This is a genomic window from Kribbella speibonae, from assembly GCF_004331375.1.
GTDB classification, from domain to species: Bacteria; Actinomycetota; Actinomycetes; order Propionibacteriales; family Kribbellaceae; genus Kribbella; species Kribbella sindirgiensis.
On the sequence record NZ_SJKC01000004.1, the window covers coordinates 382,849 to 407,705 of the forward strand.

At 69.4% G+C, this 24,857-nt stretch carries 23 protein-coding genes; 16 read left to right on the forward strand and 7 right to left on the reverse strand.

What is annotated here, in order from left to right; translation table 11 throughout:
* Positions 1 to 53: 53 nt before the first annotated feature.
* From E0H92_RS29810 to E0H92_RS29825, 4 genes are read left to right on the forward strand one after another with little or no spacing between them, the layout of a single operon-like run.
* Positions 54 to 833, forward strand: coding sequence for an enoyl-CoA hydratase/isomerase family protein (locus E0H92_RS29810; RefSeq protein WP_131463727.1), 780 nt, complete (start codon positions 54 to 56; stop codon positions 831 to 833).
* The gene (locus E0H92_RS29815) at positions 833 to 1,783 is read left to right on the forward strand and encodes a class I SAM-dependent methyltransferase (RefSeq protein WP_131498607.1); all 951 of its coding nucleotides are present in this window, start codon (positions 833 to 835) and stop codon (positions 1,781 to 1,783) included. The genes E0H92_RS29810 and E0H92_RS29815 overlap by 1 nt, the downstream gene beginning before the upstream one ends.
* Positions 1,784 to 1,804: 21 nt before the next feature.
* Positions 1,805 to 2,668 carry an acyltransferase gene (locus E0H92_RS29820; RefSeq protein WP_131463731.1) on the forward strand — a complete coding sequence of 288 codons (864 nt, stop codon included), beginning with the start codon at positions 1,805 to 1,807 and terminating at the stop codon, positions 2,666 to 2,668.
* Positions 2,669 to 2,704: 36 nt separating this feature from the next.
* The gene (locus tag E0H92_RS29825; RefSeq protein ID WP_131463733.1) at positions 2,705 to 3,787 is read left to right on the forward strand and encodes a hypothetical protein; all 1,083 of its coding nucleotides are present in this window, start codon (positions 2,705 to 2,707) and stop codon (positions 3,785 to 3,787) included.
* Here the strand turns inward: E0H92_RS29825 and E0H92_RS29830 are convergent.
* Together E0H92_RS29830 and E0H92_RS29835 are read right to left on the reverse strand one after the other, a co-directional pair.
* Positions 3,784 to 4,572, reverse strand: a complete 789-nt coding sequence (locus E0H92_RS29830) for a class I SAM-dependent methyltransferase (RefSeq protein WP_131498608.1) — start codon at positions 4,570 to 4,572, stop codon at positions 3,784 to 3,786. The two genes, E0H92_RS29825 and E0H92_RS29830, sit on opposite strands and share 4 nt — an antisense overlap.
* 3 nt (positions 4,573 to 4,575) lie before the next feature.
* A complete protein-coding gene (locus E0H92_RS29835) occupies positions 4,576 to 5,763 on the reverse strand; it encodes an RNA-guided endonuclease InsQ/TnpB family protein (RefSeq protein WP_131498609.1) in 1,188 nt (395 codons plus the stop codon).
* Between the two features lie 319 nt (positions 5,764 to 6,082).
* Here E0H92_RS29835 and E0H92_RS29840 point away from each other — a divergent pair, with 319 nt between their 5' ends.
* Positions 6,083 to 6,865 (forward strand): electron transfer flavoprotein subunit beta/FixA family protein, encoded by a 783-nt coding sequence (locus tag E0H92_RS29840; protein WP_131291607.1) that lies wholly within the window; start codon positions 6,083 to 6,085, stop codon positions 6,863 to 6,865.
* A 17-nt stretch (positions 6,866 to 6,882) separates the two neighbouring features.
* Positions 6,883 to 7,839: an electron transfer flavoprotein subunit alpha/FixB family protein gene (locus tag E0H92_RS29845; RefSeq protein WP_131498610.1), complete on the forward strand. Its 957-nt coding sequence runs from the start codon at positions 6,883 to 6,885 to the stop codon at positions 7,837 to 7,839.
* A gap of 66 nt (positions 7,840 to 7,905) precedes the next feature.
* Here the strand turns inward: E0H92_RS29845 and E0H92_RS29850 are convergent, their stop codons facing one another.
* The 3 genes from E0H92_RS29850 to E0H92_RS29860 are packed head-to-tail and all read right to left on the reverse strand — an operon-like array spanning position 7,906 to position 10,630.
* On the reverse strand, positions 7,906 to 9,507 hold the full coding sequence (locus E0H92_RS29850; protein ID WP_131463739.1) for a hypothetical protein: 1,602 nt from the start codon (positions 9,505 to 9,507) through the stop codon (positions 7,906 to 7,908).
* A gap of 56 nt (positions 9,508 to 9,563) precedes the next feature.
* Positions 9,564 to 10,037 (reverse strand): pyridoxamine 5'-phosphate oxidase family protein, encoded by a 474-nt coding sequence (locus E0H92_RS29855; RefSeq protein WP_131463741.1) that lies wholly within the window; start codon positions 10,035 to 10,037, stop codon positions 9,564 to 9,566.
* Positions 10,037 to 10,630, reverse strand: a complete 594-nt coding sequence (locus E0H92_RS29860; protein ID WP_131463743.1) for a dihydrofolate reductase family protein — start codon at positions 10,628 to 10,630, stop codon at positions 10,037 to 10,039. Before E0H92_RS29860 ends, E0H92_RS29855 begins: the two co-directional genes overlap by 1 nt.
* A 106-nt stretch (positions 10,631 to 10,736) precedes the next feature.
* On the opposite strand from E0H92_RS29860, the gene E0H92_RS29865 reads away from it, so the two are divergent.
* Genes E0H92_RS29865 through ligA form a run of 5 tightly spaced genes read left to right on the forward strand, consistent with a single transcriptional unit; the run spans position 10,737 to position 18,798 of the window.
* Positions 10,737 to 13,343, forward strand: coding sequence for an ATP-binding protein (locus tag E0H92_RS29865; protein ID WP_165550101.1), 2,607 nt, complete (start codon positions 10,737 to 10,739; stop codon positions 13,341 to 13,343).
* 48 nt (positions 13,344 to 13,391) lie between these two features.
* The gene (locus tag E0H92_RS29870) at positions 13,392 to 14,594 is read left to right on the forward strand and encodes a cysteine desulfurase family protein (protein WP_131498612.1); all 1,203 of its coding nucleotides are present in this window, start codon (positions 13,392 to 13,394) and stop codon (positions 14,592 to 14,594) included.
* A complete protein-coding gene (gene mnmA, locus E0H92_RS29875; RefSeq protein WP_131498613.1) occupies positions 14,594 to 15,685 on the forward strand; it encodes a tRNA 2-thiouridine(34) synthase MnmA in 1,092 nt (363 codons plus the stop codon). The genes E0H92_RS29870 and mnmA overlap by 1 nt, the downstream gene beginning before the upstream one ends.
* Entirely contained in the window at positions 15,682 to 16,659 is a 978-nt protein-coding gene (locus E0H92_RS29880) for a uroporphyrinogen decarboxylase/cobalamine-independent methonine synthase family protein (RefSeq protein WP_131498614.1), read from the forward strand. Before mnmA ends, E0H92_RS29880 begins: the two co-directional genes overlap by 4 nt.
* Before the next feature lie 36 nt (positions 16,660 to 16,695).
* Entirely contained in the window at positions 16,696 to 18,798 is a 2,103-nt protein-coding gene (gene ligA, locus E0H92_RS29885) for an NAD-dependent DNA ligase LigA (RefSeq protein ID WP_131498615.1), read from the forward strand.
* A gap of 83 nt (positions 18,799 to 18,881) precedes the next feature.
* On the opposite strand, the gene E0H92_RS45290 is transcribed toward ligA, so the two are convergent.
* A complete protein-coding gene (locus E0H92_RS45290) occupies positions 18,882 to 19,262 on the reverse strand; it encodes a hypothetical protein (protein ID WP_238173661.1) in 381 nt (126 codons plus the stop codon).
* 90 nt (positions 19,263 to 19,352) lie between these two features.
* Here E0H92_RS45290 and E0H92_RS29890 point away from each other — a divergent pair, with 90 nt between their 5' ends.
* Entirely contained in the window at positions 19,353 to 20,354 is a 1,002-nt protein-coding gene (locus E0H92_RS29890; RefSeq protein WP_238152884.1) for a PT domain-containing protein, read from the forward strand.
* A gap of 39 nt (positions 20,355 to 20,393) precedes the next feature.
* Entirely contained in the window at positions 20,394 to 20,618 is a 225-nt protein-coding gene (locus tag E0H92_RS29895; RefSeq protein ID WP_131291631.1) for a hypothetical protein, read from the forward strand.
* Positions 20,619 to 20,675: 57 nt separating this feature from the next.
* Here E0H92_RS29895 and E0H92_RS29900 read toward each other — a convergent pair whose 3' ends face one another.
* Entirely contained in the window at positions 20,676 to 21,320 is a 645-nt protein-coding gene (locus E0H92_RS29900) for an amino acid-binding protein (RefSeq protein ID WP_131463757.1), read from the reverse strand.
* Between the two features lie 212 nt (positions 21,321 to 21,532).
* Between E0H92_RS29900 and gatC the strand changes: the two genes are divergently transcribed.
* Genes gatC through gatB form a run of 3 tightly spaced genes read left to right on the forward strand, consistent with a single transcriptional unit; the run spans position 21,533 to position 24,829 of the window.
* Positions 21,533 to 21,829: an Asp-tRNA(Asn)/Glu-tRNA(Gln) amidotransferase subunit GatC gene (gene gatC / locus E0H92_RS29905; protein WP_130387521.1), complete on the forward strand. Its 297-nt coding sequence runs from the start codon at positions 21,533 to 21,535 to the stop codon at positions 21,827 to 21,829.
* A 1-nt stretch (position 21,830) separates the two neighbouring features.
* A complete protein-coding gene (gatA, locus tag E0H92_RS29910; RefSeq protein WP_131498616.1) occupies positions 21,831 to 23,336 on the forward strand; it encodes an Asp-tRNA(Asn)/Glu-tRNA(Gln) amidotransferase subunit GatA in 1,506 nt (501 codons plus the stop codon).
* Positions 23,333 to 24,829 (forward strand): Asp-tRNA(Asn)/Glu-tRNA(Gln) amidotransferase subunit GatB, encoded by a 1,497-nt coding sequence (gene gatB / locus E0H92_RS29915; RefSeq protein WP_131498617.1) that lies wholly within the window; start codon positions 23,333 to 23,335, stop codon positions 24,827 to 24,829. The genes gatA and gatB overlap by 4 nt, the downstream gene beginning before the upstream one ends.
* Positions 24,830 to 24,857: the final 28 nt, after the last annotated feature.

Consider the following 24,857-nt stretch of genomic DNA (forward strand, 5'->3'; position numbering starts at 1 on the left):
TTCCCGGGGATGTGACCGACCGGTAAGCCCCGGGAACCGTAGGGAGTGGACGCATGGGCGAGTTCGTCAACCTCACCGTGAGTGAAGGTGTTGGCACGATCCGGCTGGATCGGCCGAAGATGAACGCGCTGAACGTCCAGGTCCAGGAGGAGATCCGGGCCGCCGCGCTCGAGGCGACGGCCGACGACGCCGTTCGCGCCGTGGTGATCTACGGCGGCGAGCGGGTGTTCGCGGCCGGTGCGGACATCAAGGAGATGGCCGACATGTCGTACGCCGACATGGCCAAGCGCTCCGGTCCGCTGCAGTCCTCACTCAGCGCGGTCGCCGCGATCCCGAAGCCGACCGTCGCCGCGATCACCGGGTACGCGCTCGGCGGCGGCTGTGAGCTCGCGCTCTGCGCCGACTACCGGATCGCCGCCGAGGACGCCAAGCTCGGCCAGCCGGAGATCCTGCTCGGCATCATCCCGGGTGCCGGCGGCACCCAGCGGCTGTCCCGCCTGGTCGGCCCGTCGAAGGCCAAGGACCTGATCTACACCGGTCGCTTCGTGGACGCCGAGGAGTCGCTCCGGATCGGCCTCGTCGACAAGGTGGTCCCGGCCGCCGACGTGTACGACGCGGCCGTTGCCTGGGCGTCGCAGTTCTCCCGCGGCGCGGCGATGGCGCTGCGCGCGGCCAAGGAGTCGATCGACTCCGGGCTGGGCGTCGACCTCACCACCGGGCTGGAGATCGAGCGCCAGCAGTTCGCGGCGCTGTTCGCCACCGAGGACCGCGCGATCGGGATGAAGTCCTTCGTCGAGAACGGCCCGGGTAAGGCCGAGTTCAAGGGAATCTGATGTCTGCTACCTCTAAGCCCGCCGCGTCTGCCGAAGAAGTCGAGGCGGCCTGGAACGACAACAAGCTCGCCCAGGTGCTGTACCACGACTGGGAAGCGTCGACGTACGACGAGAAGTGGTCGATCTCGTACGACGAGCGCTGTGTCGACTACGCCCGGGACCGCTTCGTCGCGGTCGCCGGGTCGCGCGGCTGGCCGTACGGCAAGACGCTCGAGATCGGCGCCGGCACCGGCTTCTTCACGCTCAACCTCAAGCTGGCCGGCGTCCTCGACGAGGCGCACGTCACCGACCTCTCGCCCGGCATGGTCGAGGCCGCGAAGAAGAACGCGAAGACCCTCGGGTTCGCGATCGAGGGCAAGGTCGCCGACGCCGAGAAGCTGCCGTACGACGACGACACCTTCGACCTCGTCATCGGGCACGCGGTCATCCACCACATCCCGGACGTCGAGCTGGCGTTCCGCGAGATGCTCCGCGTCCTCAAGCCGGGCGGGCGCTTCGTGATCTGCGGCGAGCCCACCCGGTACGGCGACTTCGTGGCCCGGCGACTGTCCCGGTTCACCTGGTGGGCGACCACCAACGTGACCAAGCTGCCCGCGCTCGCGCACTGGCGGCGGCCGCAGGAGGAGCTCGACGAGTCGTCGCGGGCGGCCGCGCTCGAAGCGGTCGTGGACCTGCACACGTTCGACCCGGACACACTGGCGCGGATGGCGTCGCGCGCCGGCGCCGATCAGGTGAAGACTGTCACCGAGGAGCTGCTGGCCGCGTGGGTCGGGTGGCCGATCCGCACGTTCGAGGCCGCCGTACCGGAGCAGAAGCTCGGGTTCGGGTGGCGGATGTTCGCGTACAGGTCGTGGCTGCAGTTGTCGAAGGTGGACAAGGCGTTGTCGTCGGTCGTCCCGGACGAGCTGTACTACAACGTCTCGATCACTGGGGTTGCCGGCAAGCAGTAGGACAAGCAGTAGGGTGTGTCGATGCGGTTGCTGTCCGTGGCGAATCTGCGCTGGGTGGTGCGCCATCGGGCGTGGACGCCGTACTACCTGAAGCGCTACTGGCGGTTCGCCTGGTTCAAGCTGCGGCACCCGCAGGTGATCACCGAGGGTTTCGTGTTCCTCGGCAAGCATCTGGAGATCGTGGCCCGGCCCGGTCACGGGCGGATCGTGCTCGGCAAGTGGGTGCATCTCGGTGACGAGACCCGGCTGCGCGCGCACGAAGGGACGCTGCGGATCGGCGACAAGGTGGTGTTCGCCCGCGACGTCACGGTGAACTGCTACCTGGACATCGAGATCGGTGCGTCGACGCTGATCGCGGACTGGACCTACATCTGCGACTTCGACCACAAGACCGAGGACCTGGGGCTGCCGATCAAGGACCAGGGGCTGGTGAAGTCGCCGGTCCGGATCGGTCCGGACTGCTGGCTGGCCACGAAGGTCACGGTCACCCGGGGCGCCGATATCGGCCGCGGGGTGGTGATCGGCGCCAACAGCGTTGCCCGCGGCAACATCCCGGCGTACGCGATCGCGGCCGGCGTACCGGCCAAGGTCCTCGGCGACCGCGCCGAGCGGTACGAGGCCGACGCCGAGCGCCGCAGGTACCTGGCCGGCCTGGCCGCGGCGAACGACCGGACCGCCGATCTGCTGCGGTCCGGCGAGCCGCCTCCGCCCGAGAAGCCGGCCGCTCCCGAAAAGCCGGCTGCACCTTCCCGGAGCGTGGCGCCCGGCGATGCGGGCGGTGATGGGGTAGAAGCAGATGGTGAAAAAGAGAGCGTGAGGGGTTCTCAAGTTACTCACCAGTCGGGCACTATGGCCCCCACATCCGGTCGGACGCCCACGACCTGATGAGCAGCTGAAGAGCATTCGGAGAGGAGAAGTAGCGTGGCGGACCGGATCGGGGCCGATCACGGTGCCCGGTCGTCGCTCGACCAGGCCGCGGCGGACGGCTCGATCACGCAGGCGAGGACCCGCGCGGTCGACCCGGTGCCGATCGTCACCGAGCCAGTGGTAGCCCGCAGCGCTACGTTGGAACCAGTGCTTGAAACGAACGAGTCAGACATGGGCGTGAACACCAGCGTGAACCCGGAAGCACAGGCAGTGGACAACACTGCGGACGGCACAGTGGACGGCAGTACGGCAGCGGCACCGGTTGCGGGCGCGCGCCGCCGGTTGTCGCCACGCCCGGTCCCGGTCAGCCGGCGGAGGAGACCGCCGGCCGCCGCCGTGGCCACGGACGAGGAACGCACCCCGGCTGAGGAGATGGACGACGTGGGTACGCAGGACGAGAAGGCTGAATCGAACACGGCCGCCGAAGCCGGCAAGGCGGAGACCACTCCTGCCACGGAGACCGGCTCTGTGACCGGCACGGGCGGTTCGGGGACGGCGACCGCGACGAAGACGGCCCGGCCGAGGACGGCGGCGGAGATCGTGGCGGAACAGCGGGCCCGGGAGAAGGCCGCGGCCGAGACCCCGGCGACGGACGCGGCCGGCTCGGAGGACGCCGCGCCCGGTCGCCCTGACGGCCCGGCACCGGATGCCGCTGCCGCTGACAAGCCGGCCGCCGCTGCCAGTGCGGCAGCCCCGGCCGGGAAGCCGACCGGTGCCTCGGGCAACAAACCGGCCGCGAAGAGCTCGTCGGGACCCGGGATGGGCAAGCAGGCGCTGACCTCGGTCGGTTCCGGTGTCCGGAAGCTGCGCAACCTGATCGCGTCGCTGATCTGGCTGGCCGCGGTGCTCGCGGCCGCGGTGCTCGCGCTCGGTGCGCTGTTCACGGCGCTCGACCAGACCAACCAGAGCAACGAGATCGTGCGCTGGATCCTGGAGCGCGGGCACGACCTGGTCGGCCCGTTCAAGGACCTGTTCCGGCTGGAGACCGCGAAGAACACCCTGCTGGTGAACTGGGGGATCGCGGCGCTGGTCTACCTGATCGCCGGCAAGATCGTCGAGAAGATCATCCGGCCCTAGTTCTTCTGTTGGGCCACCAGAACGAGATCGAGAGATTCGTCCAGGTTTCCTGGGCGGATCTCGAAGTCCTCGTACGTCGTACTCCGCACCAGCTCGGTCAGATTGTCGTCCCACTGATCGTGCGGCGCGGCGAGCTGGGCGTCCACACAGGAGCCGTACTGCGTCTCCCAGGACGTCAGCCGGGCGCCGTGGTGGAGTCCGAGCTGGTGCGTGATCTCGAAGTGCGGCTCGAGCAGTTCGACGAACTCGGCGGCGGTGAGTTCGCGCGTGTGGTACCAGTTCCCGCTCGGGAAGGTCAGGCGGTTCGGCGTACTCAGGACCAACGTCCCGCCGGGCGCGAGGATGCGCGCGCACTCGGCAATGAACCGCGGCTGCTCCCAGAGGTGCTCGATCGTCTGCAACGACGTGACGGTCGTGAAAGCCTTGTCCTTGAAGGGTGTCTGGACGAGATTGCCGCGCGCGGGATTGACCTGTGGATAAACGCGGCGGACGTGCCGCAACGTCGTATCTTCATAGTCGAGACCGGTCACTGTGTTGCCACGGCTCGCTCCGGCGAGCCGGAGCAGTTCCGCGCCGTAGCCCTCGCCGCAGCCGGCGTCGAGGATCCGGCCGGTCCCGATCGGCAGGTGGGCCGTGATCCAGCGATAGGCGGCGTCGTGACGCGCGAACCAATAGTTCTCGTGCCAGATCCCGGGCGCGGTCCTCTCACCGGTCAGCGGTAACTTGACTGCTCCCCACTCTGAAGGGCGAGGGTTCGGCCCACCAGTAGCGACATCGGGATTCATGGCTCACACTGCCTTTCCAGTCGGCGACTGAACGGGTCTTCTGCGATCGGCACCATCCGGGTTCAGACCTGCCCGGTTGAGCATGACGCGCGCGGAGTTCTTGTCTCGCGGTGAGACTGCCCCGCACGCGGTGCAGGTGTACATGCGCTCACCCAGCGGCAATGCGTGCTTGGCTCTCGCTCCGCATTGTCCGCAGTCCATCGTGGTGTGCGCGGGGTGTACCAGCAGGACGGTCCTGCCGTGCTTGTGGCCCATGTCGATGAGGGCTTGCTTGGTAGCTGCGATGGCGGCGTCAGCGGCCTTCTTCGCCATCGTGGACCTGGCCAGGAACTTCGGACGGAAGTCCTCGACAGCCAGACAGTCGTGGTCACGGACAACTTTCTTCGCCCACTTGCGGGCATAGTCCTGCCGCTGCCGGGAGACCTTCTTCAGTAGCCGCGCTCGCCGCTTCTTCGCCTGCAGGTAACCGTTGCTTCGCAACTGCCCCTTCGGCCGGCGGCGTCGCGATACGGCTTTGTCGACAGCTGCCAGTTCTGCGGCGGTCTTCTTCCCGAAACCGGGGTGTGGCAAGTCATGGTCGTCGCTGGTCGTCGTCGCGATGTCCTTGACACCCCAGTCGACTCCGAGGACCCCACCTGTTTTCGGCAGCGGCTGCACCTGTGGCTGGACGACGAACGACGCGTACCAGTGACCGAGTGAGTCGCGATAGACACGGACACTCGACGGCACCGATGGCAACTCCCGCGACCAGACCAGGTTGACGGTGATGTGACCGACAAGGTTGAGCTTGTGGTCCTTGAGACGGAAACCGTTGCGCGTGTAGTTGAGGCTTGGCTCCGCCAGGTTCTTCCTCTTGAAGTCCGGCATGCCCGCACGACGGCGCATCGGGATCTTTTCGGCGATGTCCTTGATCGCCTTGGCACGCGACTTGCCGAAGTCCCGGATGATCTGCCTCTGCGGCATCGACGCGCCGGCCCGCAGCCACTCGCGTGTGGCGCGCCAGCCGGTGCACATCTTGTCCAGTGTCGCGGGCCCGATCTTCTCGCCGCGCTGATATGCCGCTCTCGCCTCCGCGACGCACTGGTTCCACACCCAACGGCATCGGTCCCACTCCGACTGCAGCAACCGCTCCGCGGCTGATCCGACACGCAGACGGTAGGTGTACCGCGCCGAACTGATGGCTGTGTCCATGGCTCAACATCTTGCACCTGGCCTCTGACAGTTTCTGGCGACTATCGTCACTGCGGACATGTGGTTCCGCGATGCACGTGATTGTGTCGTGGTGACCAGGTACCAGCGTGGCGCGCTGAACGACGATGCTGACCGTCTACGGCCCTGCGCAGTGCGTCATGGATCACGTGGCTCAGACTAGGGTGCGTCAGTACGGTGCCGGAGTGTCAGCCGGTGCCCTGCGGACTGTGATGGGACTCGCACCGGGGTTATGTTTCTCGCGAGTAACATTCGTGGCAGGCTTGGCAGAGACCGTTAACCAGAAGGGGTCCCACACGCTATGAAGATCGTCGTCTGCGCGAAGTTCGTGCCGGATGCCACCGCGGACCGCCGCTTCCGCTCGGAGGACAACACGGTGGACCGTGCGGGTGTCGACGGGCTGCTGTCCGAGCTGGACGAGTATGCCGTCGAGACCGCGCTCACTGTCAAGGAGGCCGGAGACGCCGAAGTGACCGTTCTCACGGTCGGTCCGGAGCAGGCCGCGGACGCGGTGAAGAAGGGCCTGCAGATGGGCGCCGACGCCGGTGTCCACGTGCTCGACGACGCGATCCATGGTTCGGACGCGGTCGCCACCTCGCTGATCCTGTCCAAGGCGCTGGGCAAGCTGGAGGCTGACCTGGTCGTGTTCGGCATGGGGTCGACCGACGGCGGCATGGGCGTCGTCCCGGCGATGGTGTCGGAGCGGCTCGGGCTGCCGGCCGTGACGCTGGGCTCGGAGGTGACCGTCGACGGGCAGACCGTGCGGATCCGCCGTGACGGTGACACCGCGAGCGAGACGATCGAGGGCACGCTGCCGCTGGTGCTGTCGGTGTCCGACCAGGCGAACGAGCCGCGGTACCCGTCGTTCAAGGGGATCATGGCCGCGAAGAAGAAGCCGGTCGAGACCTGGTCGCTGGCCGACCTCGAGCTGACCGCGGAGCAGGTGGGCGGTTCGTCGGCGTGGACCGAGGTGGTCGAGGTGACCGCCCGTCCGGCGCGGACCGCCGGCACGATCGTCACCGACGAGGACGGCAGCGGCGCCGCCGGCCTGGTCGAGTTCCTGTCCACGAACAAGTTCCTCTGAGGGGTGCGGGTCTAGTTATGTCGAACGTTCTGGTTCTCGTTGACCACACCGCGGGCACGGTCCGCAAGACGACCGCCGAGCTCCTCACGATCGCCCGCCGCCTGGGCGAGCCGGTCGCCGTCTTCATCGGCACTGGTGACGCTGAGGTGCAGGCGGCCCTGCCGGCCCTGGGGCAGTACGGCGCGACCAAGGTGATCGCCCTGTCCAACCCGGAGCTCACGCAGTTCCTGGTGGCTCCGAAGGCCGAGGCGCTGGCGCAGGTCGCGGCGAAGATCGAGCCGTCGGCGATCCTGATCTCGTCGAACGCCGAGGGCAAGGAGATCGCCGCGCGTCTGGCGGTCAAGCTGGACTCGGGCCTGATCACCGACGCCGTCGACGTACAGGCCGGTCCTGTCACCACACAGTCGGTGTTCGCGGGCAACTTCACTGTCCAGTCGAAGATCACCCACGGCACGCCGATCATCACCGTCAAGCCGAACGCCGCCACGCCGGAGGCCGCTGACGCCTCGCCGGAGGTGGAGGAGTTCGACGTCACGATCTCCGACACCGCCAAGACCGCGCGGATCACCGACTCCAAGCCGCGGGAGGCCACGGGCCGTCCGGAGCTGACCGAGGCCGCGATCATCGTGTCCGGTGGCCGCGGTACCGGCGGTGACTTCGGTCCGATCGAGGCGTTCGCCGACTCGCTCGGTGCGGCCGTCGGCGCGTCCCGCGCGGCGGTGGACTCGGGCTGGTACCCGCACGCCTACCAGGTCGGCCAGACGGGTAAGACGGTGTCGCCGCAGCTGTACGTCGCGGCCGGTATCTCCGGCGCGATCCAGCACCGTGCCGGTATGCAGACCTCGAAGACGATCGTCGCGGTCAACAAGGACCCCGAGGCCCCGATCTTCGAACTGGTCGACTTCGGCGTGGTCGGCGACCTCCACAAGGTCCTCCCCACCGCCACCGAAGAGGTCACCAAGCGCAAGTCCTGACCCTCACAACACCACGCAACAGCCCGGCTCGCCTCGCGAGCCGGGCTGTTGCGTTGAAGGCTTGGGTCAGGCCGTCAGTTCCTGGCGGATGGTGGACAGGTCGTCGGCGATGGCGGCCTTGCGGGTGTCGGTGTTCTTGAGGTAGCTCGCGAGGGCGGCGGCGGCCGAGTCGCAGCGTTCGTTGAGGTTGGTGACCTCTCCGGCGGCTCTGGTCTTGTCGGCGTCGATGGCGCGCCGCAGCTTGACGTAGCTGTTCAGGCCGAAGGCCATCACGACCAGGCCGACCACGATCCAGAACCAGTGCAGGAGCAGCCCGAGCCCGACCGCGACCACCGCGCCGCCCACCAGCAGACCGATCGGGGTGGCGCGGTCCGCGGTGCTCATGACGCCCGCGGACGCGGTGAGCGCCGACGTCGCCTTGCCGAGTTCGAGCTGGTCAGCTCCGTCGGCGCGGATGGTGATCGTGTGCGCGCCGCTGTCGACGGAGACCTCCGACGGCGCCGGGCGGTCAGCGGTCTGCGCCACGGTCTCGACCGCGGGCAGCGCCAACGGGCCGACGACGCGCAGCGCGGCGGTCGACAGGTGCGGGTCGGCCGACAGGCTGAGGTCCTCGGCGAGCAGTGCGTCGACAGCGCCGGCGGAGTCGTCGAGCCCGTGGGCGGCGGCCTCGGCAGCCCCGGTGACGCGTGCACGCAGTACGGCGATGCGGGCCAGCGTCTCGCGCTCCGGCTCGCTGCCTTCGGAGATCAGCAGCCGCAGCATGGCCGCGGCGCTGTCCTCGGCGGGCTCGTCGTCGGCGCCGCGCCCGGACGACTTGGTGTCGCGGCGGGACGACTTGGCATCGGCCGGGGTGCTGTCGGTCTTACGGGCCTCTGGGTAGGCCAGGTCAGGGTCGGGCTCGCGGGCCTCGGTGTTGGCGAGGATCGCCTCGACGGCGTTGCGGGTCCGGCTCAACCGGTCCGCGGCTTCATCCTGGTCTTGGGTCGCCTTGAGACGCGGACCGCTCGAGCGGCTCGAGCTGCCGCGGTTCTCGAGTTTCGACAGCCAGTTGCCGTCGGGAGACGCGGCCGACTGCAGCCGCTTCACCACGAGCTCCAGACCGTCGGCTCCGAAGCCACCACGCGCAGCAGTCGTCCACAGCACCCGCTGTACCCGGGTCAGCGTTCCGTCCGCGGCCGGTACGCCGAACGCCACGTCCAGCCACTCGTTCTGCACCTGGTGCCGTTGCCCGAGCACCGCCAACGCCAGCGACAGGTAGATCGACGTACGGCGCTGGTCGAGCTCCAGTGCCGTACTGATCGCCTGCTCGTCCGGCTTGGCGGCGTGCAGGGAGATCAGCGCTTGGGTGGCGGGGCTCAACCAGTACCGGGCGACGGGTGCAGCGGGCTCCGGTAGCTCGGTTCCGGACGCCATCGCGGAGAGGACCCGCGCGGCGTACCGGCGGAGTTCGGCGGCGTCGAGGAAGCCGGCCGTGTCGTGGCGGAGGTCGGACAGCTCGACGAAGGCGTCGAATGCTCGCGACAGGCTGTCCACCCGGCTCTGCAGGCTGCCCTGGATCTGGGACAACTGGGACCGGAGGTTGGAGGCCTCATGTCGCGCATACGACATCTCGCTCGCGAGGCTCTCCAACTGCTGGTTCTGCTTGCGATCGGTCCACCAGTCGTTCATTTCCAGCCTTCCGCTGATCCGTACGTTGCTCTTCGGAAGGATTGCCTGTCAGCGGGTCACCGGCCAAACACCGGCCGCCGCGAGTCGAGGCCGGTGCCGTACTCCGGGTCGCGGCCCGTGACCAGGACCCAGTGTTCGGTGGCGCGGGCACGGTACAGGCGGATGTCGTCGCGCAGCTCGTCGGCGTTGTACCGGCGCAGCTCCTCGTACCGCGAGGAGTAGAGCGTCGCGGCCGCGTCCAGTTCGTCGTCCGGCACGAGCGCCGCCTGTGCGCGGATGTACACCGCCGACGCTCCACCGATCGGCACGGACGAGTCGAAGATCGCGATGCTCACGTCCGGCCGCTCGGCCAGGTTGCGCGAGTGCAGCGAGTTCGGCGACGACGCCCAGTAGAACGTGTCGTGCCCGTCCGGTGTGAAGTAGACCGGCGTCACCCAGGGCAGCCCGTCCGCTCCGACCGTCCCGAGCGCCAGGTACTTGTTGGCTTCGATGACCGCCGTCGCGCGCCGGTCGAGGATCTCTTGTGTCATCACTGCTCCCGATGAGGTACGTCGTACGTCAGGTGGGTCGCGTTCGGGGTGCTGGTGGTTTCTCGCGGCACCAGCCGGATCGGTGTCAGCGTGGTCCGCTCGAACAGCGGGGTGCCGTCGCCGAGCACGATCGGCGCGACGTGCACCCGCAGTTCGTCGACCAGCCCGGCGTACAGGTACTGCCGGCACAGGTGCCCGCCACCCATGATCATCACGTCCCGCGTCCCCGCGGCGGCCTGTGCCAGCTTGAGCGCCGCCTCGATCCCGTCCGGTACGAACTCGAACCAGCCGTCCAGCCGGACCCGGCTCGGCGGATTCGACGTCACCACGTAGATCGCCGGCCGCTCGGCGCTGAACCCGTCGGCGCTCCACCCCTGCGGCCCGTCGATCAGGTCGAACGTCCGCCGCCCCATCAGGACGGCGCCGATCCCCGCCTGAGTGCGCTCGATCGCCTCGCGGTCGGCCTCCTGCTCGCCGCCGATCCAGTCGTGCAGCGGATCACCGCCGATCCCGAGACCGTGCGTGAGGTCCGCACCCGGCCCGGTGACGAATCCGTCGAGTGACATCGTGATGTCCACCAGTACGCGTCCCATGGTCTTCTCCCATCTCCGAGGTTCGTGCCTCCAGCCTCGGCGCGGGCGCCACGGAAAGTCCTCCGTGGCGGCCACGGAAGGACCACGGATCCCGCATGATGGGCCAATGGCTGGTCCGAAGGACGTGTCGGCGCGGGAGGCCGAGGTACTCGCGGCACTCGCGGGCGACCGCTCGAACGCACAGATCGCCCGGCGGCTGCACATCAGCATCCGGACCGTCGAGAGCCACATCTCCTCGCTGCTGCGCAAGTACGGCGTCGCGGACCGGCACGAGCTCGCCGCGCTCGCGGACGTGGCCCAGTCCCAGCCACCTGGCTTCACTACGCCGGCTGGACCGGGTACGACGTTCGTCGGACGTGAGCAGGACCGCGCAGAGCTGACCAGAGCACTCGGGAGCAACCGCCTCGTCAGCCTGCTGGGCCCTGGTGGTGTGGGCAAGACCCGTCTGGCTCTGCGGGTCGCAGCGGACGTCGCCGACAACTACCCGTACGGCGGTGCGGTCGTCGATCTCGCGCCGGTACGTCCTGGTTTCGTGGTCGCTGCGGTCGCCGAGGCGCTGCAGGCCACCGAACAACCACCCCGCACTCTCGCGGACGCCGTACTCGAACGGCTCAAGCGCGGCCGCACTCTGCTCGTCCTGGACAACTGCGAGCACCTGCTGGACGACGTGGCCGGTCTGGTCGCCCGCATCCTCACTGAGGCGACCGAAACGGCGGTACTGGTCACGAGTCGCGAGCGTCTTGGCGTGGCGGGGGAGCGGCCGGTGCAGCTCGGTCCGCTGACGCTAGGCGCCGAGGCAGAGCAGCTCTTCCGCGACAGGGCCGCTCTGGTCGCGCCTGAGGTTGCGGATGACAGTGGCCTTGCGCAGAAGGTGTGTGCCGAGCTGGACGGCGTACCGCTGGCCATTGAGCTGGCAGCGGCTCGTGCCGGGTCGCTGGGGCCGGACGGGCTCCTGGCGGCGCTGGACGACCGGATGCGGCTTCTGTCCGGAGGACGTGGTCCTAACGAGCGGCACAGCTCGCTCGCGCAGGTGATTGGTTGGAGCTACGACCTGCTCGGTGACGACGAGCGTCGGTTGTTCCGACGGCTGGGTGTGTTCGTTGGTGGCTTTGACCTGGCCGCAGTCGCCGGTGTGATGCCGGGCAGCACAAAGAGCGAGCTGAGCGACCTCCTCGGCCGGCTGACCGACAAGAGCCTGCTGTACCGCGGTCAGCACGCGGGGACCAGCCGTTGGCGGATGCTGGAGACAGTGCGGGTCTTTGCGCTCGAGGAGCTCAAGGACGAGTACGACGAGGTTGCCGCGCTGCACGTGGCGTGGGCCGATCAGTTGGCCACCGAGCTGGAGCAGCGGCTGGAGCTGGGGGAGGAGTGGCAGGAGGAGTTCGACCTGCTCGCTCCGGACCTGCGCGTGGCGAGTGCCGGCGTACGAGGTCTCGCCCGCAAGCTCGCCCATCTGACCTTCGCCCGCAAGCGCTTCCTCGAGGCGCACGACCACTACCTGGCCGCGGCGAAGCACGCCGCGAATGCCACCGAGTTGTACGACGACCTGCGCGACGCGTCCGACGCGATGCTGGTGATCGCGGACGGCACGGAGTCGTACCACCTGATGCTGCAGGTCGCGGAACGCGCGGCCGCCGAGGGCAACGACGAGCTCCGCGAGGACGCGCTGGCCCAGGCCGTCATGCTCCTCAACCGCTATGAGGTCGACGTACCCGTTCCTGACGATCGAGGCGACAGCCTCCTCGAGCCCGATGCGGACACGACCTCGGTTCGGATCGCACGCGCCTGGATGCACCGGTTCGACATCCCGCTCGCGGAGGAGGCGGTCGCGGCCGCCCGGCGGACCGGCGACTCGGTGACGATCATGAACGCGCTGGACGCGTACGGAACCGCGGTCGGCGGCGCCGGCCGGTTCCGCGACGCCCGGACGGCGGCCGAGGAACGGCTCGCCCTCGCCGCGGCGCTGCCCGGGCACGACCCGCGGGCGGTCGCGGAGATCGTGGACGCGTTCCATGTCGCTTCGACCACCGCCGTCGCGATCGGCGATCTCGTCGAGGCGGTCCGGCTGGCGAGGTCGACCGACGATCCGGCGCAGGGGCACCCGTTCATCACAGCGCCGCGCAGGGTGCGCGCCTTCGCGTTGGCCGGGCTGTTCGACGAGGCGATCGAGGAGGCCGAGGTGATGTGGACCGGCTGGCGCGCCGCCGGCTGCCCGCAGCACGCCTGGATGGCGTCCGGCGCGTCCTGCGCGGCACTGGCCCACGGACTGCTCGGTACGGGCCTCGCCCCGGTCTGGCAGGACCGGGCGCTCGAGATGGCCCGGGTCGAGGCCGCGAAGGACGGCCCGTCGCTGGCCGCGAACGCTGCCTTCGTCGCGGCCCGCCTGGCGCTGCACGACCTCGAGAACGGCAGGCTGACCAGCACGGTCGCCCGCGCGATCGAGCAGGCGTTCGAGCCGTTCCCGGAGCCTTGGTGGGTCCCGTACGCGCGGGCCGCCGGAGCCGAGTTGGCGGTCGTTGCCGGGGACGCCGACGCTCCCGGGTACCTCGATCAGGCAGCGAGCGAGAACGCCTGGGGCGAGGCGGTCCTGCTCCGGGCCCGGGGCCGGCGCCCGCGCGATCAGAAGCTGCTGGAGCAGGCGGCGGCCCGGTTCGAGCGGCTCGGCGCCCGGTTCGAGTACGAGCGGACCGTCCGGTTGCTGTCTCTCGGTTGAGTCCCGAGGAGCGGGAACATCCGTGCCGGACATACCCTTGAAACCGATATGACTGCTTCCGACCGCCGCACGGTGTACCTGGACCACGCGGCGACGACACCGATGCTCCCGGCCGCGATCGAGGCGATGACCTATCACCTCGCCCGGACCGGTAACGCGTCGTCACTGCACGGCTCCGGCCGGTGCGCACGGCGTACGGTCGAGGAGGCGCGCGAGTCGATCGCGGCGGCGCTCGGGGCGCAGCCGAGCGAGATCGTGTTCACCTCCGGCGGCACCGAGGCGGACAACCTCGCGCTCAAGGGCCTGTGGTGGTCCCGCCTGGCCGCCGATCCGCGCCGGCGCCGGATCCTGCTGAGCGGTATCGAGCACCACGCGGTGCTCGACCCGGCCGTCTGGCTCGGTCAGCACGAGCACGCCGAGATCGAGTGGCTCCCGGTCGACGAGCTGGGTCGTGTCCGTCCGGACGACGTGCGACGGGCGGTCGAGCGCGATCCGGAGTCCGTGTCGTTCATCACGTTGATGATGGCCAACAACGAGGTCGGCACACTGCAGCCGGTCGCCGACGTCGCGGCGATCGCGCAGGAGTACGGCGTACCCGTGCACACCGATGCCGTGCAGGCGATCGGGCAGGTGCCGGTGGACTTCGGTGAGCTCGGCGTGGACGCGATGACGGTGTCCGCGCACAAGCTCGGCGGTCCGTACGGGATCGGGGCGCTCGTCGTCCACAAGGAGACGCAGCTGACGCCGATCCTGCACGGCGGGGGACAGGAGCGCGACGTACGGTCCGGCACTCTCGACGCGCCGGCGACCGCCGGGTTCGCGGTGGCGGCCGAGCACGCGGTGAAGCACCAGGCGGACGAGGCCCGCCGGCTGACCGAGCTGCGGGACACCCTGATCAGCGGCATCACCGGCACCGTCGATGGGGCTCTGCTGTCGGGGGACCCGACGGACCGCTTGCCCGGTAACGCACACTTGTCCTTCAGCGACTGCGAGGGTGACTCGCTGTTGCTGCTGCTCGACGCCCGCGGGATCGAGGTCTCGACCGGATCCGCGTGCAACGCCGGGGTCGCCGAGCCGAGCCACGTGCTGCTGGCGATGGGGTACGACGACCAGCGGGCCCGCGGCTCGCTCCGGTTCACCCTCGGGCACACTTCGACCCAGGCCGACATCGACGCCGTCCTGGACAACATCGGGCCGGTGGTGGAGCGCGCGAAGTCCGCCGGCCTGCAGAACGTGGGAAGGAACACCTGATGCGGGTACTCGCCGCCATGTCCGGCGGAGTGGATTCCGCGGTCGCGGCCGCGCGGATGGCCGAGGCCGGGCACGACGTGACCGGAGTGCACCTGGCGCTCAGCCGCAACCCGCAGTCGTACCGCAGCGGCGCCCGCGGCTGCTGCACGATCGAGGACTCCCGCGACGCCCGCCGGGCCGCGGACGTGATCGGCATCCCGTTCTACGTCTGGGACCTGGCCGAGCGGTTCCACGCCGACGTGGTCGAGGACTTCGTCAGCGAGTACGCCGCCGGCCGCACGCCGAACCCGTGCCTGCGCTGCAACGAGAAGGTCAAGTTCAGCGCCGTCCTGGACCGGGCGCTCGCGCTCGGCTTCGACGCCGTCGCGACCGGCCACTACGCGCGGATCATCGACACCGCTGACGGTGCTCGCGAGTTGCATCGGGCGGTGGATCCGGCCAAGGACCAGTCGTACGTGCTCGGCGTACTGACGCAGCAGCAGCTCGCGCACGCGTTCTTCCCGCTCGGCGACACGGTCAAGACCGAGGTGCGCGAGGAGGCCGAGCGGCGCGGGCTGTCGGTCGCGGCCAAGCCGGACAGCCACGACATCTGCTTCATCGCCGACGGCGACACCGCGGGCTTCCTCGGGACGCAGCTCGGCCAGGCCCCCGGCGACATCATCGATGCACAGGGCAACAAGCTCGGTGAGCACCAGGGCACGCACGGCTTCACCATCGGCCAGCGCAAGGGCCTGCGGATCGGTACGCCGGCCGCGGACGGCAAGCCCCGCTTCGTCCTGGACATCAGCCCGATCGACCGCACCGTGACCGTCGGGTCCCGCGCGGAACTGGCCGTCTCGCAGCTGACCGCGTCGAAGCCGCGGTGGTGCGGCCCGGCGCCGACGGCCGACCTGCACGCCACAGCCCAGCTCCGCGCCCACGGCGAAGAGGTCCCCGTGACCGCGACGGTCCAGGGCGATCAGGTGCGGGTCTCCTTCGAGGAGGCGACCTCAGCGGTCGCTCCAGGACAGGCGGTCGTGTTGTACGACGGAACGCGCGTGATCGGCTCCGCCACCATCGACACGGTCGAGCGAGTCGCTGCCGCGGTATGACAACCACTGGCCTGGGCTCACTGCCCGGCGATGACGTCCGCGAGTGGATGCGCGCCGTACTCGAGTTGGTCGACCTCCCGTTCCTGCCTGAGCTGGCGGCGCGTCCGTACGGCGACATGATCAGCCGGACCGTCGCCGTACTGACGGAGCTCGCTGCTGACCTGCAGCCGGTCGGGTGGCGGTTGACCGGTGGTGGGGACGCGCGGGCGAGTCTGGACCAGCGGCGGGCGCGGGCGCTGCTGCAGGAAGACCTGGACGTGCTGGAGGAGTACGCGGACGGGTATGAGGGGCCGCTCAAGGTACAGGTCACCGGGCCGTGGACGCTGGCCGCAGCAGTCGAGCGGCCACGCGGGGACAAGGTGCTGGCGGACCACGGTGCGCGGCGGGACCTGGCGCAGGCACTGGCGGATGGTGTGCAGCAGCATGTGGCCGACGTACGGAAGCGGGTTCCGGGAGCCGAGGTCGTGCTGCAGGTGGATGAGCCCGGGCTGCCCGCCGTACTCGCGGGGGCTGTGCCGACCGCCTCCGGTTGGAGCAAGCACCGGTCTGTCGACGGGCCTGGTGCTGTCGAGCTCCTGAGCCTCTTCACGACAGGTGCACCGACTGTCGTCCACTGCTGCGCAGCGCGCCCTCCGATCGAGGTCTTCACCAAGTCGGGAGCCACTGGGGTAGCCGTCGACACGGCTCTGCTGAACACCGCGGCCTGGGACCAGATCGCCATCGCCGCCGAGGCGGGCACCACGATCTACGCCGGCGTCGTACCCACCACCGGCGCGCTGCCGTCCGCCCAGCAGGCGGCTGACCCGCTCGTACGCCGTTGGCGCGAGCTCGGGCTCGACCCGGAACTGCTGAAGAAGGTCGTCATCACGCCCGCGTGCGGACTGGCGGCCGCTCCGTCGCCCGCCGACGCCAGAGCGCGGCTCAAGCTCCTGCGCGACATCGCCGACGTGGTCGGCGAAGCATCCGACGAGTAACCGAAAACTGTCCGTATCGCCCTGTAAGTTCTGCTTATGAGCGAGAACGTCGGTGCTCCCGCCGAGGTGCGGACGCGGCACGCGGAGTTGAGTCAGGAGATCGAGGACCACCGCGCGCGGTACTACTTGGCCAGCCCGATCATCTCGGACGCAGACTTCGACGTGCTGATGCACGAGCTGCAGGGCCTCGAGGAGCAGTATCCGGAGCTCCGGACGCCGGACTCGCCCACCCAGAAGGTCGGCGCGCCGATCTCCACGCTGTTCACGCCGGTCGACCACCCGCAGCGGATGGAGAGCCTCGGCAACGCGTTCTCCGCCGAGCAGATGGAGGCCTGGGCGAAGCGGCTGGAGCGCGAGGTCACGGTCCAGCAGATCCACGACAGCGGATTCCTCTGCGAGCTCAAGGTGGACGGCCTCGCCCTCGACCTGGTCTACGAGAACGGCAAGCTGGTCACCGGCGCGACCCGCGGCGACGGCCGCACCGGTGAGGACGTCACGCCGAACGTGCGGACGATCAAGTCGATCCCGGAGCGGTTGCGCGGTGACGACCTCCCGACGTTCCTGGAGGTCCGCGGCGAGGTCTACTTCCGGGTCGAGGACTTCGAGGAGCTGAACGCGCAGCTCGTCGAGGCCGGCAAGGACGTGTTCTCGAACCCGCGCAACAGTGCGGCCGGGTCGCTGCGGCAGAAGGACCCGCGGGTCTCGGCCGGGCGGCCGCTGCGGTTCGTCGTGCACGGTCTCGGCAAGGTCGAGGGCTATCACGTCGGGCGGCTCTCGGAGTCGTACGACCAGCTGAAGGCCTGGGGCCTGCCGGTCAGCGACCGCGCCCGCCGGGTCGGCACGCTCGACGAGGTCAACGAGTTCATCGCGTACTACGGCGAGAACCGGCACTCGGTGGACCACGAGATCGACGGCGTCGTGGTGAAGGTCGACGAGGTCGATCTGCAGCGCGCGCTCGGGTCGACCTCGAGCGCCCCGCGCTGGGCGATCGCGTACAAGTACCCGCCGGAAGAGGTCAACACCAAGCTGATCGAGATCGAGGTGAACGTCGGCCGCACCGGCCGGGTCACCCCGTTCGCGCACATGGAGCCGGTCCGGGTGGCCGGTTCCACGGTCGAGTACGCGACCCTCCACAACGCCAAGGAGGTCGCCCGCAAGGACGTCCGCCCGGGCGACACCGTCGTACTGCGTAAGGCGGGCGACGTGATCCCCGAGGTCCTCGGACCGGTGGTGGACCTGCGCCCGAAGGGCCTGCCGGCGTGGGAGATGCCGACCCGGTGCCCGTGGTGCGACACGGTGCTGGCGCCGGCCAAGGAGTCCGACGTCGACATCCGCTGCCCGAACTCGCAGTACTGCCAGGGTCAGCTGCGGGAGCGGCTGTTCTACCTCGCCGGGCGGTCCGCGTTCGATATCGAAGGGCTCGGGTTCAAGGCGGCCGACGCGCTCATCCGCGGCGGGCTGATCGCCGACGAGGGTGACCTGTTCGCGCTCACCGAGGAGAAGCTGGCCGAGAGCGAGTTCTTCACCACGAAGGCCGGCGCGCTGTCGGCGAACGCCCGCAAGCTGCTCGCGAACCTCGAAGAGGCCAAGGTCAAGCCGCTGTCCCGGGTGCTGGTCGCGCTGTCGATCCGGCACGTCGGGCCGACCGCGGCGGTGGCGCTGACCGAGGTGTTCCGAAGCATCGAGGATGTCCGGGCGGCCAGCGAGGAGCAGTTGGCCGAGACCGAGGGCGTCGGGCCGACCATCGCGCAGGCGATGATCGAGTGGTTCCAGGTGCCGTGGCACCAGGCGATCGTGGACAAGTGGCAGGCGTCCGGCGTGGTCATGCGCGAGGAGCGCTCCGGCCCGACGCTGCCGCAGACGCTGACCGGGCTGTCGGTCGTGGTGACCGGGACCGTCGAGGGGTTCAGCCGGGACGAGGCGACCGAGGCGATCGCCGGGCGCGGCGGGAAGGTCGCGAGCTCGGTGTCGAAGAAGACGTCGTTCGTGGTGGTCGGCGATTCGCCGGGATCGAAGTACGACAAGGCCGTCCAGCTCGGCGTACGGATTCTGGACGCCGCCGGGTTCCAGGTGCTGCTCGACGACGGCGCCGAGGCGGCTGCCGCGGTGGCGACCACGCCGGCGGCCGACGAATCGTAACGATTTCGGCAGTCCGCGAACCGGATGGATCCGTCCGGAGCACTGAGCCGTCCGACTGTTAACTTTGCACGTCGACACCTGGGTCAGAAGGAGCACATATGACGACGCCGCCGCAGGGACCATGGGGTCCTGGGCAGCCGGGGGGCCAGCCAGGCGGGCAGCACGGGGGACAAGGTGGCCAGCCGCCACAGCAGGGCGGTTGGGGCCAGCAGCCCCCGGGCCAAGGCCAGGGCGGCTGGGGTCAGCAGCCCCAGCAGGGCCAGCCTCCGCACGGTCAGCCGCCGCAGCAGGACCAGCGCCCGCAGCAGGGCGGCTGGGGCCAGCAGCCGGGACAGCCTGGACAACATGGTCAGCCTCAGCAGGGCCAGCCGCCGGCGGGTGGCTGGGGTCAGCCGCCGCAGCAGGGTGGCGCGTACCAGCAGCAGTCGTGGGGTCAGCGCCAGCAGCAGCAAGGCGGTTGGCACCAGCAGCAGGGCGGTCCGGGCCAGCAGTGGCAGCCGGGCGGTCCGGGTTCCAAGGGCCCGGGTGGCATCAGCAAGGAGAAGCTGCCGCTGGTGATCGGCGGCGGTGTGGTCGGTCTCGTGGTGATCGGCCTGCTGGTGTTCCTCGGCATCCGCGCGTTCGGCGGCGAAGACACGCCGACCTCGAACCCGACGACCACCGAGCAGCCGACCGGTGAGCCGACCGGCAAGCCGACGACCTCCACGTCGTCCGGCGGTCCCGGCCAGAACGGCGAGCTCGGCAACGCGACCGGCCAGGCCAAGACCGCGACCGAGAAGTTGCAGGGTCTCGGCTTCGGCTGCAGCGACCTGTTCAACACCAGTCAGGGCGCGCACCGCGGCTGCTTCAAGGAGGACGGCCGGAAGGGCGCCGAGGCGATCTTCCAGTTCGGGTCCGACGGCAACATCATCGCGGTCCGGCTGCAGGCGCAGGACGACGACAACTTCAACAACGCCCAGGTCGCCTTCGACCAGGTGCTGCAGGCGCTCGGCAACGACACCTTCGGCGCGGACCAGGTGAAGAAGGTCCAGGACGCGGTGAAGACCGGTCAGCGTTCCGACGAGGTCGGCACCACCTGGGGCGAGTTCCAGCTCAGCAACCAGGGCCAGAGCGTCCGGCTGTCCGGGCACAAGTCCGGCGAGGACTCGATGGACCTGCCGGACCAGTCCTTCGACACCACCCAGGCACAGCTGGTGACGGCGCTGAAGGCCAAGGGCTACGTCTGCACGACCTCCTGCAAGAAGGACGTCGGCAAGTACGGGTACCAGCGGGTCTTCTTCTTCGCCAGCAGCGGCAAGGGCATCAAGGACATCGAGATCAGTGCCTCCGGTGAGGCCGAGGACGCCAAGAAGGCGTTGCCGGCCGCGCTCGGCGACGCGTTCGGTGCCCTCAAGGGCGGCAACGTCGCGGCCGTGAAGGCGTACGTCGACGCGCACAACGACGGGAAGCCGTACTCTGCTTATGTAGGCGGCTGGAAGGTCGAGATCAGCGGGAACAGCTCGGCGAGCTACACCTCGCAGCAGGTCTCGATCGAGTACGAGTCGTTCTACGCCTGATCAGCGGTAGGCAAGCACGGAAGCAGTACGGAGGACGGCGTGAAGTTCCCCCGGGAGAAGCGGGAGTCTCGGACGATGGCCCAGCCACCGCCCGAGGCCGTCCAGCGGGTCGACGGCGGTGGGGCCTGGGGTCCCACCCAGTTCGACCTCCCGGACAAGAACGGCAGCAACAGCCAGGCGATCCTGATCGTCAGCCTGATCGGCGTCGTCGTCCTGCTGATCATCGCGGGCCTCTGGGCCCTCGCGTACTTCCAGTTCACCTGAGCAACAGCAAAACCCCCGCTCGCCGGCGTTCGGCGAGCGGGGGTTTTCGCGTTCGGGTCAGGAGGTGGCGCGGATGGTGACGGCCAGGGAGGCCAGGTAGGAGAGTCGCGCGACCTCGGAGCCGAGGAACTCGGGGCCGCCGCGACGGCCGATCACCAGGACGCGGCGGTCGGACTCGAGCGGCGCGGCGACCAGCACCGACTCCGCGAGACCCTTGTGGTCCGGGGCTTCCAGCGTCGTCGCCTTCTCCAGCGGGAGCCAGCGGCCCGCCACATCGCCGAACTCCGGCGTCGCACTGGTCTCCAGCGCGACCTTCACCTCGCTGCCGGTGCCGTCGAGCAGCGCAGCCCAGTCCGCGTGCAGCACAGCCGGTGACTGCTCGACCAGGATGTCGATCGCGTCCGCGGGCGCCGACGTCATCTGCTCGACCGCTTCCAGGTCCATGTGCAATCCGCCGCCGGCGCCGTACCGCGAGAACCAGATGACCTCGACGTCGGGGACGCTGTTGCAGGCCGACACCAGGCGGTCGGGCAGTACGCCAGGTGGCAGATCGACCACGATGTCGTCGACCGCGGTGCCGTTCTCCCGCCGGTGCTCGACGATCTCGATCGCGTGGATGTCGGCGTCCACCTCACCGAGGGCCGTCGCCACGACGCCCAGCGAACCGGGCCGGTCGGGGATGATCAAGCGCAGCAGGAACACCGAACGATCATCTCCCAGCCGATCACCTTGCGCGTAACGCCTTGTCGCCGCCCATGTTACAGAGCGGTAGGCAGAGACACGCCGACCCATCTCATCCCGCCGTTGTCCACAGCTTCGGGGGACGGAAATGTGTCTGTCACAGAGCGCCCACTAAGCTGATGCGAGCCATGTGTCTACATGGCTGACAGCTACTGCACGCATTGGATCAGTTCATGCCATCGATTACCCGCGAAGAGGTCGCGCACCTGGCGCGACTGGCGCGGATCGAGCTCTCCGACGACGAGCTCGACCACCTCGCGCCGCAGCTCGACCAGATCATCACCTTGGTCGGGCAGGTCAGCCAGGTGGCGGCGGACGACATCCCGCCGACCTCGCACGCCCTGCCGCTGACCAACGTGATGCGCGCCGACGAGAACGTCCCGTGCCTCACCCCCGAGCAGGCGCTGTCCGGCGCGCCCGCCGCGGAAGAGCAGCGTTTCCGGGTGCCGCGGATCCTGGAGGAGGACTGATATGTCGGACCTCACCAGGAAGACGGCGGCCGAGCTCGCGGAGCTGATGACGTCCGGGCAGGCCAGCTCGGTGGAGATCACCCAGGCCCACCTCGACCGGATCGCCGCCGTCGACGGTGACGTGCACGCGTTCCTGCACGTCGACACCGAAGGTGCGCTGGCGCAGGCCAAGGCGGTCGACGGCAAGCGCGCCTCGGGCGAGCAGCTCGCGCCGCTGGCCGGCGTACCGCTGGCGCTGAAGGACGTGCTCACCCAGGAGGGTGTGCCGACCACGGCCGGCTCGAAGATCCTCGAGGGCTGGAAACCGCCGTACGACTCGACGGTGGTGCGGCGGCTGAAGGCGGCCGGGATCGTGATCCTCGGCAAGACCAACATGGACGAGTTCGCGATGGGCTCCTCCACCGAGAACTCGGCATACGGCACCACTCACAACCCGTGGGACCTGAGCCGGATCCCGGGCGGTTCCGGCGGCGGTTCGTCGGCCGCGATCTCGGCGTACGAGGCGCCGCTCGCGATCGGCACCGACACCGGCGGCTCGATCCGGCAGCCGGGTGCGTTCACCGGCACTGTCGGCGTGAAGCCGACGTACGGCGGGACCTCGCGGTACGGGCTGATCGCGCTGGCGTCGTCGCTGGATACGCCTGGTCCGTGTGCGCGGACGACCCTCGACGCGGCGCTGCTGCACGAGGCGATCGCCGGCTACGACCCGATGGACTCGACCTCGATCAACCAGCCGGTTCCGGCCGTCGTCGAGGCCGCCCGCAACGGTGACGTCGCCGGTCTGCGGATCGGTGTGGTCAAGGAGCTCGGCGGCGAGGGGTACCAGCCGGGGGTCGAGGCCCGCTTCCACGAGGCGGTCGAGCTGCTCACCAAGCTCGGCGCCGAGGTGGTCGAGGTCTCCTGCCCGCACTTCGAGTACGCGCTGCCCGCGTACTACCTGATCCTGCCGAGCGAGGCCTCGTCCAACCTGGCCAAGTTCGACGCGATGCGGTACGGCCTGCGGGTCGGCGACGACGGCACCAACAGCGCGGAGACGGTGACGAGCCTGTCCCGCGAGGCCGGGTTCGGCGCGGAGGTGAAGCGCCGCATCATCCTCGGCACGCACGCGCTGTCCAGCGGGTACTACGACGCGTACTACGGCCAGGCGCAGAAGGTGCGGACGCTGATCGCCCGCGACTTCGCCAGCGCCTACGAGCAGGTCGACGTGCTGGTCTCGCCGGCCACGCCGACCACCGCGTTCGCGATCGGCGACCGGATCGACGACCCGATCGCGATGTACAAGAACGACCTGTGCACGATCCCGTCCAACCTGGCCGGTAACGCGGCCGCGTCGTTCCCGTGCGGCCTCGCCGACGAGGACGGCCTGCCGGTCGGCTTCCACGTGATGGCGCCGGTGATGCGCGACGACCTGCTGTACAAGGTCGGCGCCGCGCTGGAGTCCGCGCTGGCCGAGCAGTGGGGCGGCGTACTGATGACCAAGGCTCCGGAGCTGGAGGTGACCCGATGACCGCCACTGTCCTCGAAATCGACGACGCACTGGCGCAGTACGACCCGGTGATGGGCCTCGAGGTCCACGTCGAGCTGAACACGAAGTCGAAGATGTTCTGCGGCTGCCCGACCGAGTTCGGCGCGCCGCCGAACACCCAGACCTGCCCGGTCTGCCTCGGTCTGCCGGGCGCGCTGCCGGTGGTGAACGCGAAGGCCGTCGAGTCCGCGATCAAGATCGGCCTGGCGCTGAACTGCGAGATCGCCGAGTGGTGCCGGTTCGCCCGGAAGAACTACTTCTACCCGGACATGCCGAAGAACTTCCAGACCTCGCAGTACGACGAGCCGATCGCGTTCAACGGCTGGACCGAGGTCGTCGTCGACGGTGAGACGTACCGGATCGAGATCGAGCGCGCGCACATGGAGGAGGACACCGGCAAGTCGACGCACGTCGGCGGTGCGACCGGCCGGATCCACGGCGCCTCGCACTCGCTGGTGGACTACAACCGGGCCGGGATCCCGCTGATCGAGATCGTCACCAAGACGATCGAGGTCCCGCCGGCCAAGGCCGCCGCGGTCGCCCGGGCGTACGTGAGCATGCTGCGTGACCTGCTGCTGTCGCTGGACGTCTCGGACGTGCGGATGGACCAGGGTTCGCTGCGGTGCGACGCCAACGTGTCGCTGAAGCCGCACGGTTCCGATGTCCTGGGCACGCGGACCGAGACCAAGAACGTGAACTCGTTCCGCTCGGTCGAGCGTGCGATCACCTACGAGATCACCCGGCAGGCGGCGATCCTGTCGTCCGGCGGGAAGATCCTGCAGGAGACCCGGCACTGGCACGAGGACACCGGGATCACCACGTCGGGCCGGGAGAAGTCCGACGCGGACGACTACCGGTACTTCCCGGAGCCCGACCTGGTGCCGGTCGCGCCGTCGCGGGAGTGGGTCGAGGAGCTGCGGGCGACGCTGCCCGAGGCGCCTTCGGTACGTCGTGCGCGGCTGCAGGAGGACTGGGGTTTCACCGACCTCGAGATGCGCGACGTGATCAACGGCAACGCGCTGGAGCCGATCGTGGCGACGATCGAGCTCGGCGTCACGCCGGCGGCCGCGAAGAAGTGGTGGCTGGGTGAGCTGGCCCGCTCGGCGAACGAGTCCGGTCAGGACCTGGACGCGCTGGGCGTCGGCCCGGCCGAGGTCGCCGAGGTGCAGAAGCTCGTCGACGACGGCACGCTGAACGACAAGCTCGCGCGGCAGGTGTTCGAGGGTCTGCTCGCCGGTGAAGGCACGCCGGCCGAGATCATCGAGAAGCGCGGGATGGCGCTCGTGTCGGACGACTCGGCCCTGCTCGAGGCGATCGACCGCGCGATCGCGGCGAACCCGGACGTCGTCGAAAAGGTCAACTCCGGAAAGCCCGCCGCCGCCGGCGCCCTCATCGGCGCCGTCATGAAGGACATGCGAGGCCAAGCAGACGCCGCCAAGGTCCGCCAACTCCTGAACGAGAAACTGGGGATCTGACCCAGAGCCGGGCGTCGGCACCTCCGAC

Coding starts and splice junctions, on each gene's coding strand:
- E0H92_RS29865 (WP_165550101.1), top strand. CDS start 10,737: ATGGCTGGTCCGAAGGACGTGTCGGCGCGGGAGGCCGAGGTACTCGCG.
- E0H92_RS29845 (WP_131498610.1), top strand. CDS start 6,883: ATGTCGAACGTTCTGGTTCTCGTTGACCACACCGCGGGCACGGTCCGC.
- gatC (WP_130387521.1), top strand. CDS start 21,533: ATGCCATCGATTACCCGCGAAGAGGTCGCGCACCTGGCGCGACTGGCG.
- E0H92_RS29870 (WP_131498612.1), top strand. CDS start 13,392: ATGACTGCTTCCGACCGCCGCACGGTGTACCTGGACCACGCGGCGACG.
- E0H92_RS29880 (WP_131498614.1), top strand. CDS start 15,682: ATGACAACCACTGGCCTGGGCTCACTGCCCGGCGATGACGTCCGCGAG.
- E0H92_RS29835 (WP_131498609.1), bottom strand. CDS start 5,763: ATGGACACAGCCATCAGTTCGGCGCGGTACACCTACCGTCTGCGTGTC.
- ligA (WP_131498615.1), top strand. CDS start 16,696: ATGAGCGAGAACGTCGGTGCTCCCGCCGAGGTGCGGACGCGGCACGCG.
- E0H92_RS29830 (WP_131498608.1), bottom strand. CDS start 4,572: ATGAATCCCGATGTCGCTACTGGTGGGCCGAACCCTCGCCCTTCAGAG.
- E0H92_RS29850 (WP_131463739.1), bottom strand. CDS start 9,507: ATGAACGACTGGTGGACCGATCGCAAGCAGAACCAGCAGTTGGAGAGC.
- E0H92_RS29820 (WP_131463731.1), top strand. CDS start 1,805: ATGCGGTTGCTGTCCGTGGCGAATCTGCGCTGGGTGGTGCGCCATCGG.
- gatA (WP_131498616.1), top strand. CDS start 21,831: ATGTCGGACCTCACCAGGAAGACGGCGGCCGAGCTCGCGGAGCTGATG.
- E0H92_RS29860 (WP_131463743.1), bottom strand. CDS start 10,630: ATGGGACGCGTACTGGTGGACATCACGATGTCACTCGACGGATTCGTC.
- E0H92_RS29855 (WP_131463741.1), bottom strand. CDS start 10,037: ATGACACAAGAGATCCTCGACCGGCGCGCGACGGCGGTCATCGAAGCC.
- gatB (WP_131498617.1), top strand. CDS start 23,333: ATGACCGCCACTGTCCTCGAAATCGACGACGCACTGGCGCAGTACGAC.
- E0H92_RS29810 (WP_131463727.1), top strand. CDS start 54: ATGGGCGAGTTCGTCAACCTCACCGTGAGTGAAGGTGTTGGCACGATC.
- mnmA (WP_131498613.1), top strand. CDS start 14,594: ATGCGGGTACTCGCCGCCATGTCCGGCGGAGTGGATTCCGCGGTCGCG.
- E0H92_RS29815 (WP_131498607.1), top strand. CDS start 833: ATGTCTGCTACCTCTAAGCCCGCCGCGTCTGCCGAAGAAGTCGAGGCG.
- E0H92_RS29840 (WP_131291607.1), top strand. CDS start 6,083: ATGAAGATCGTCGTCTGCGCGAAGTTCGTGCCGGATGCCACCGCGGAC.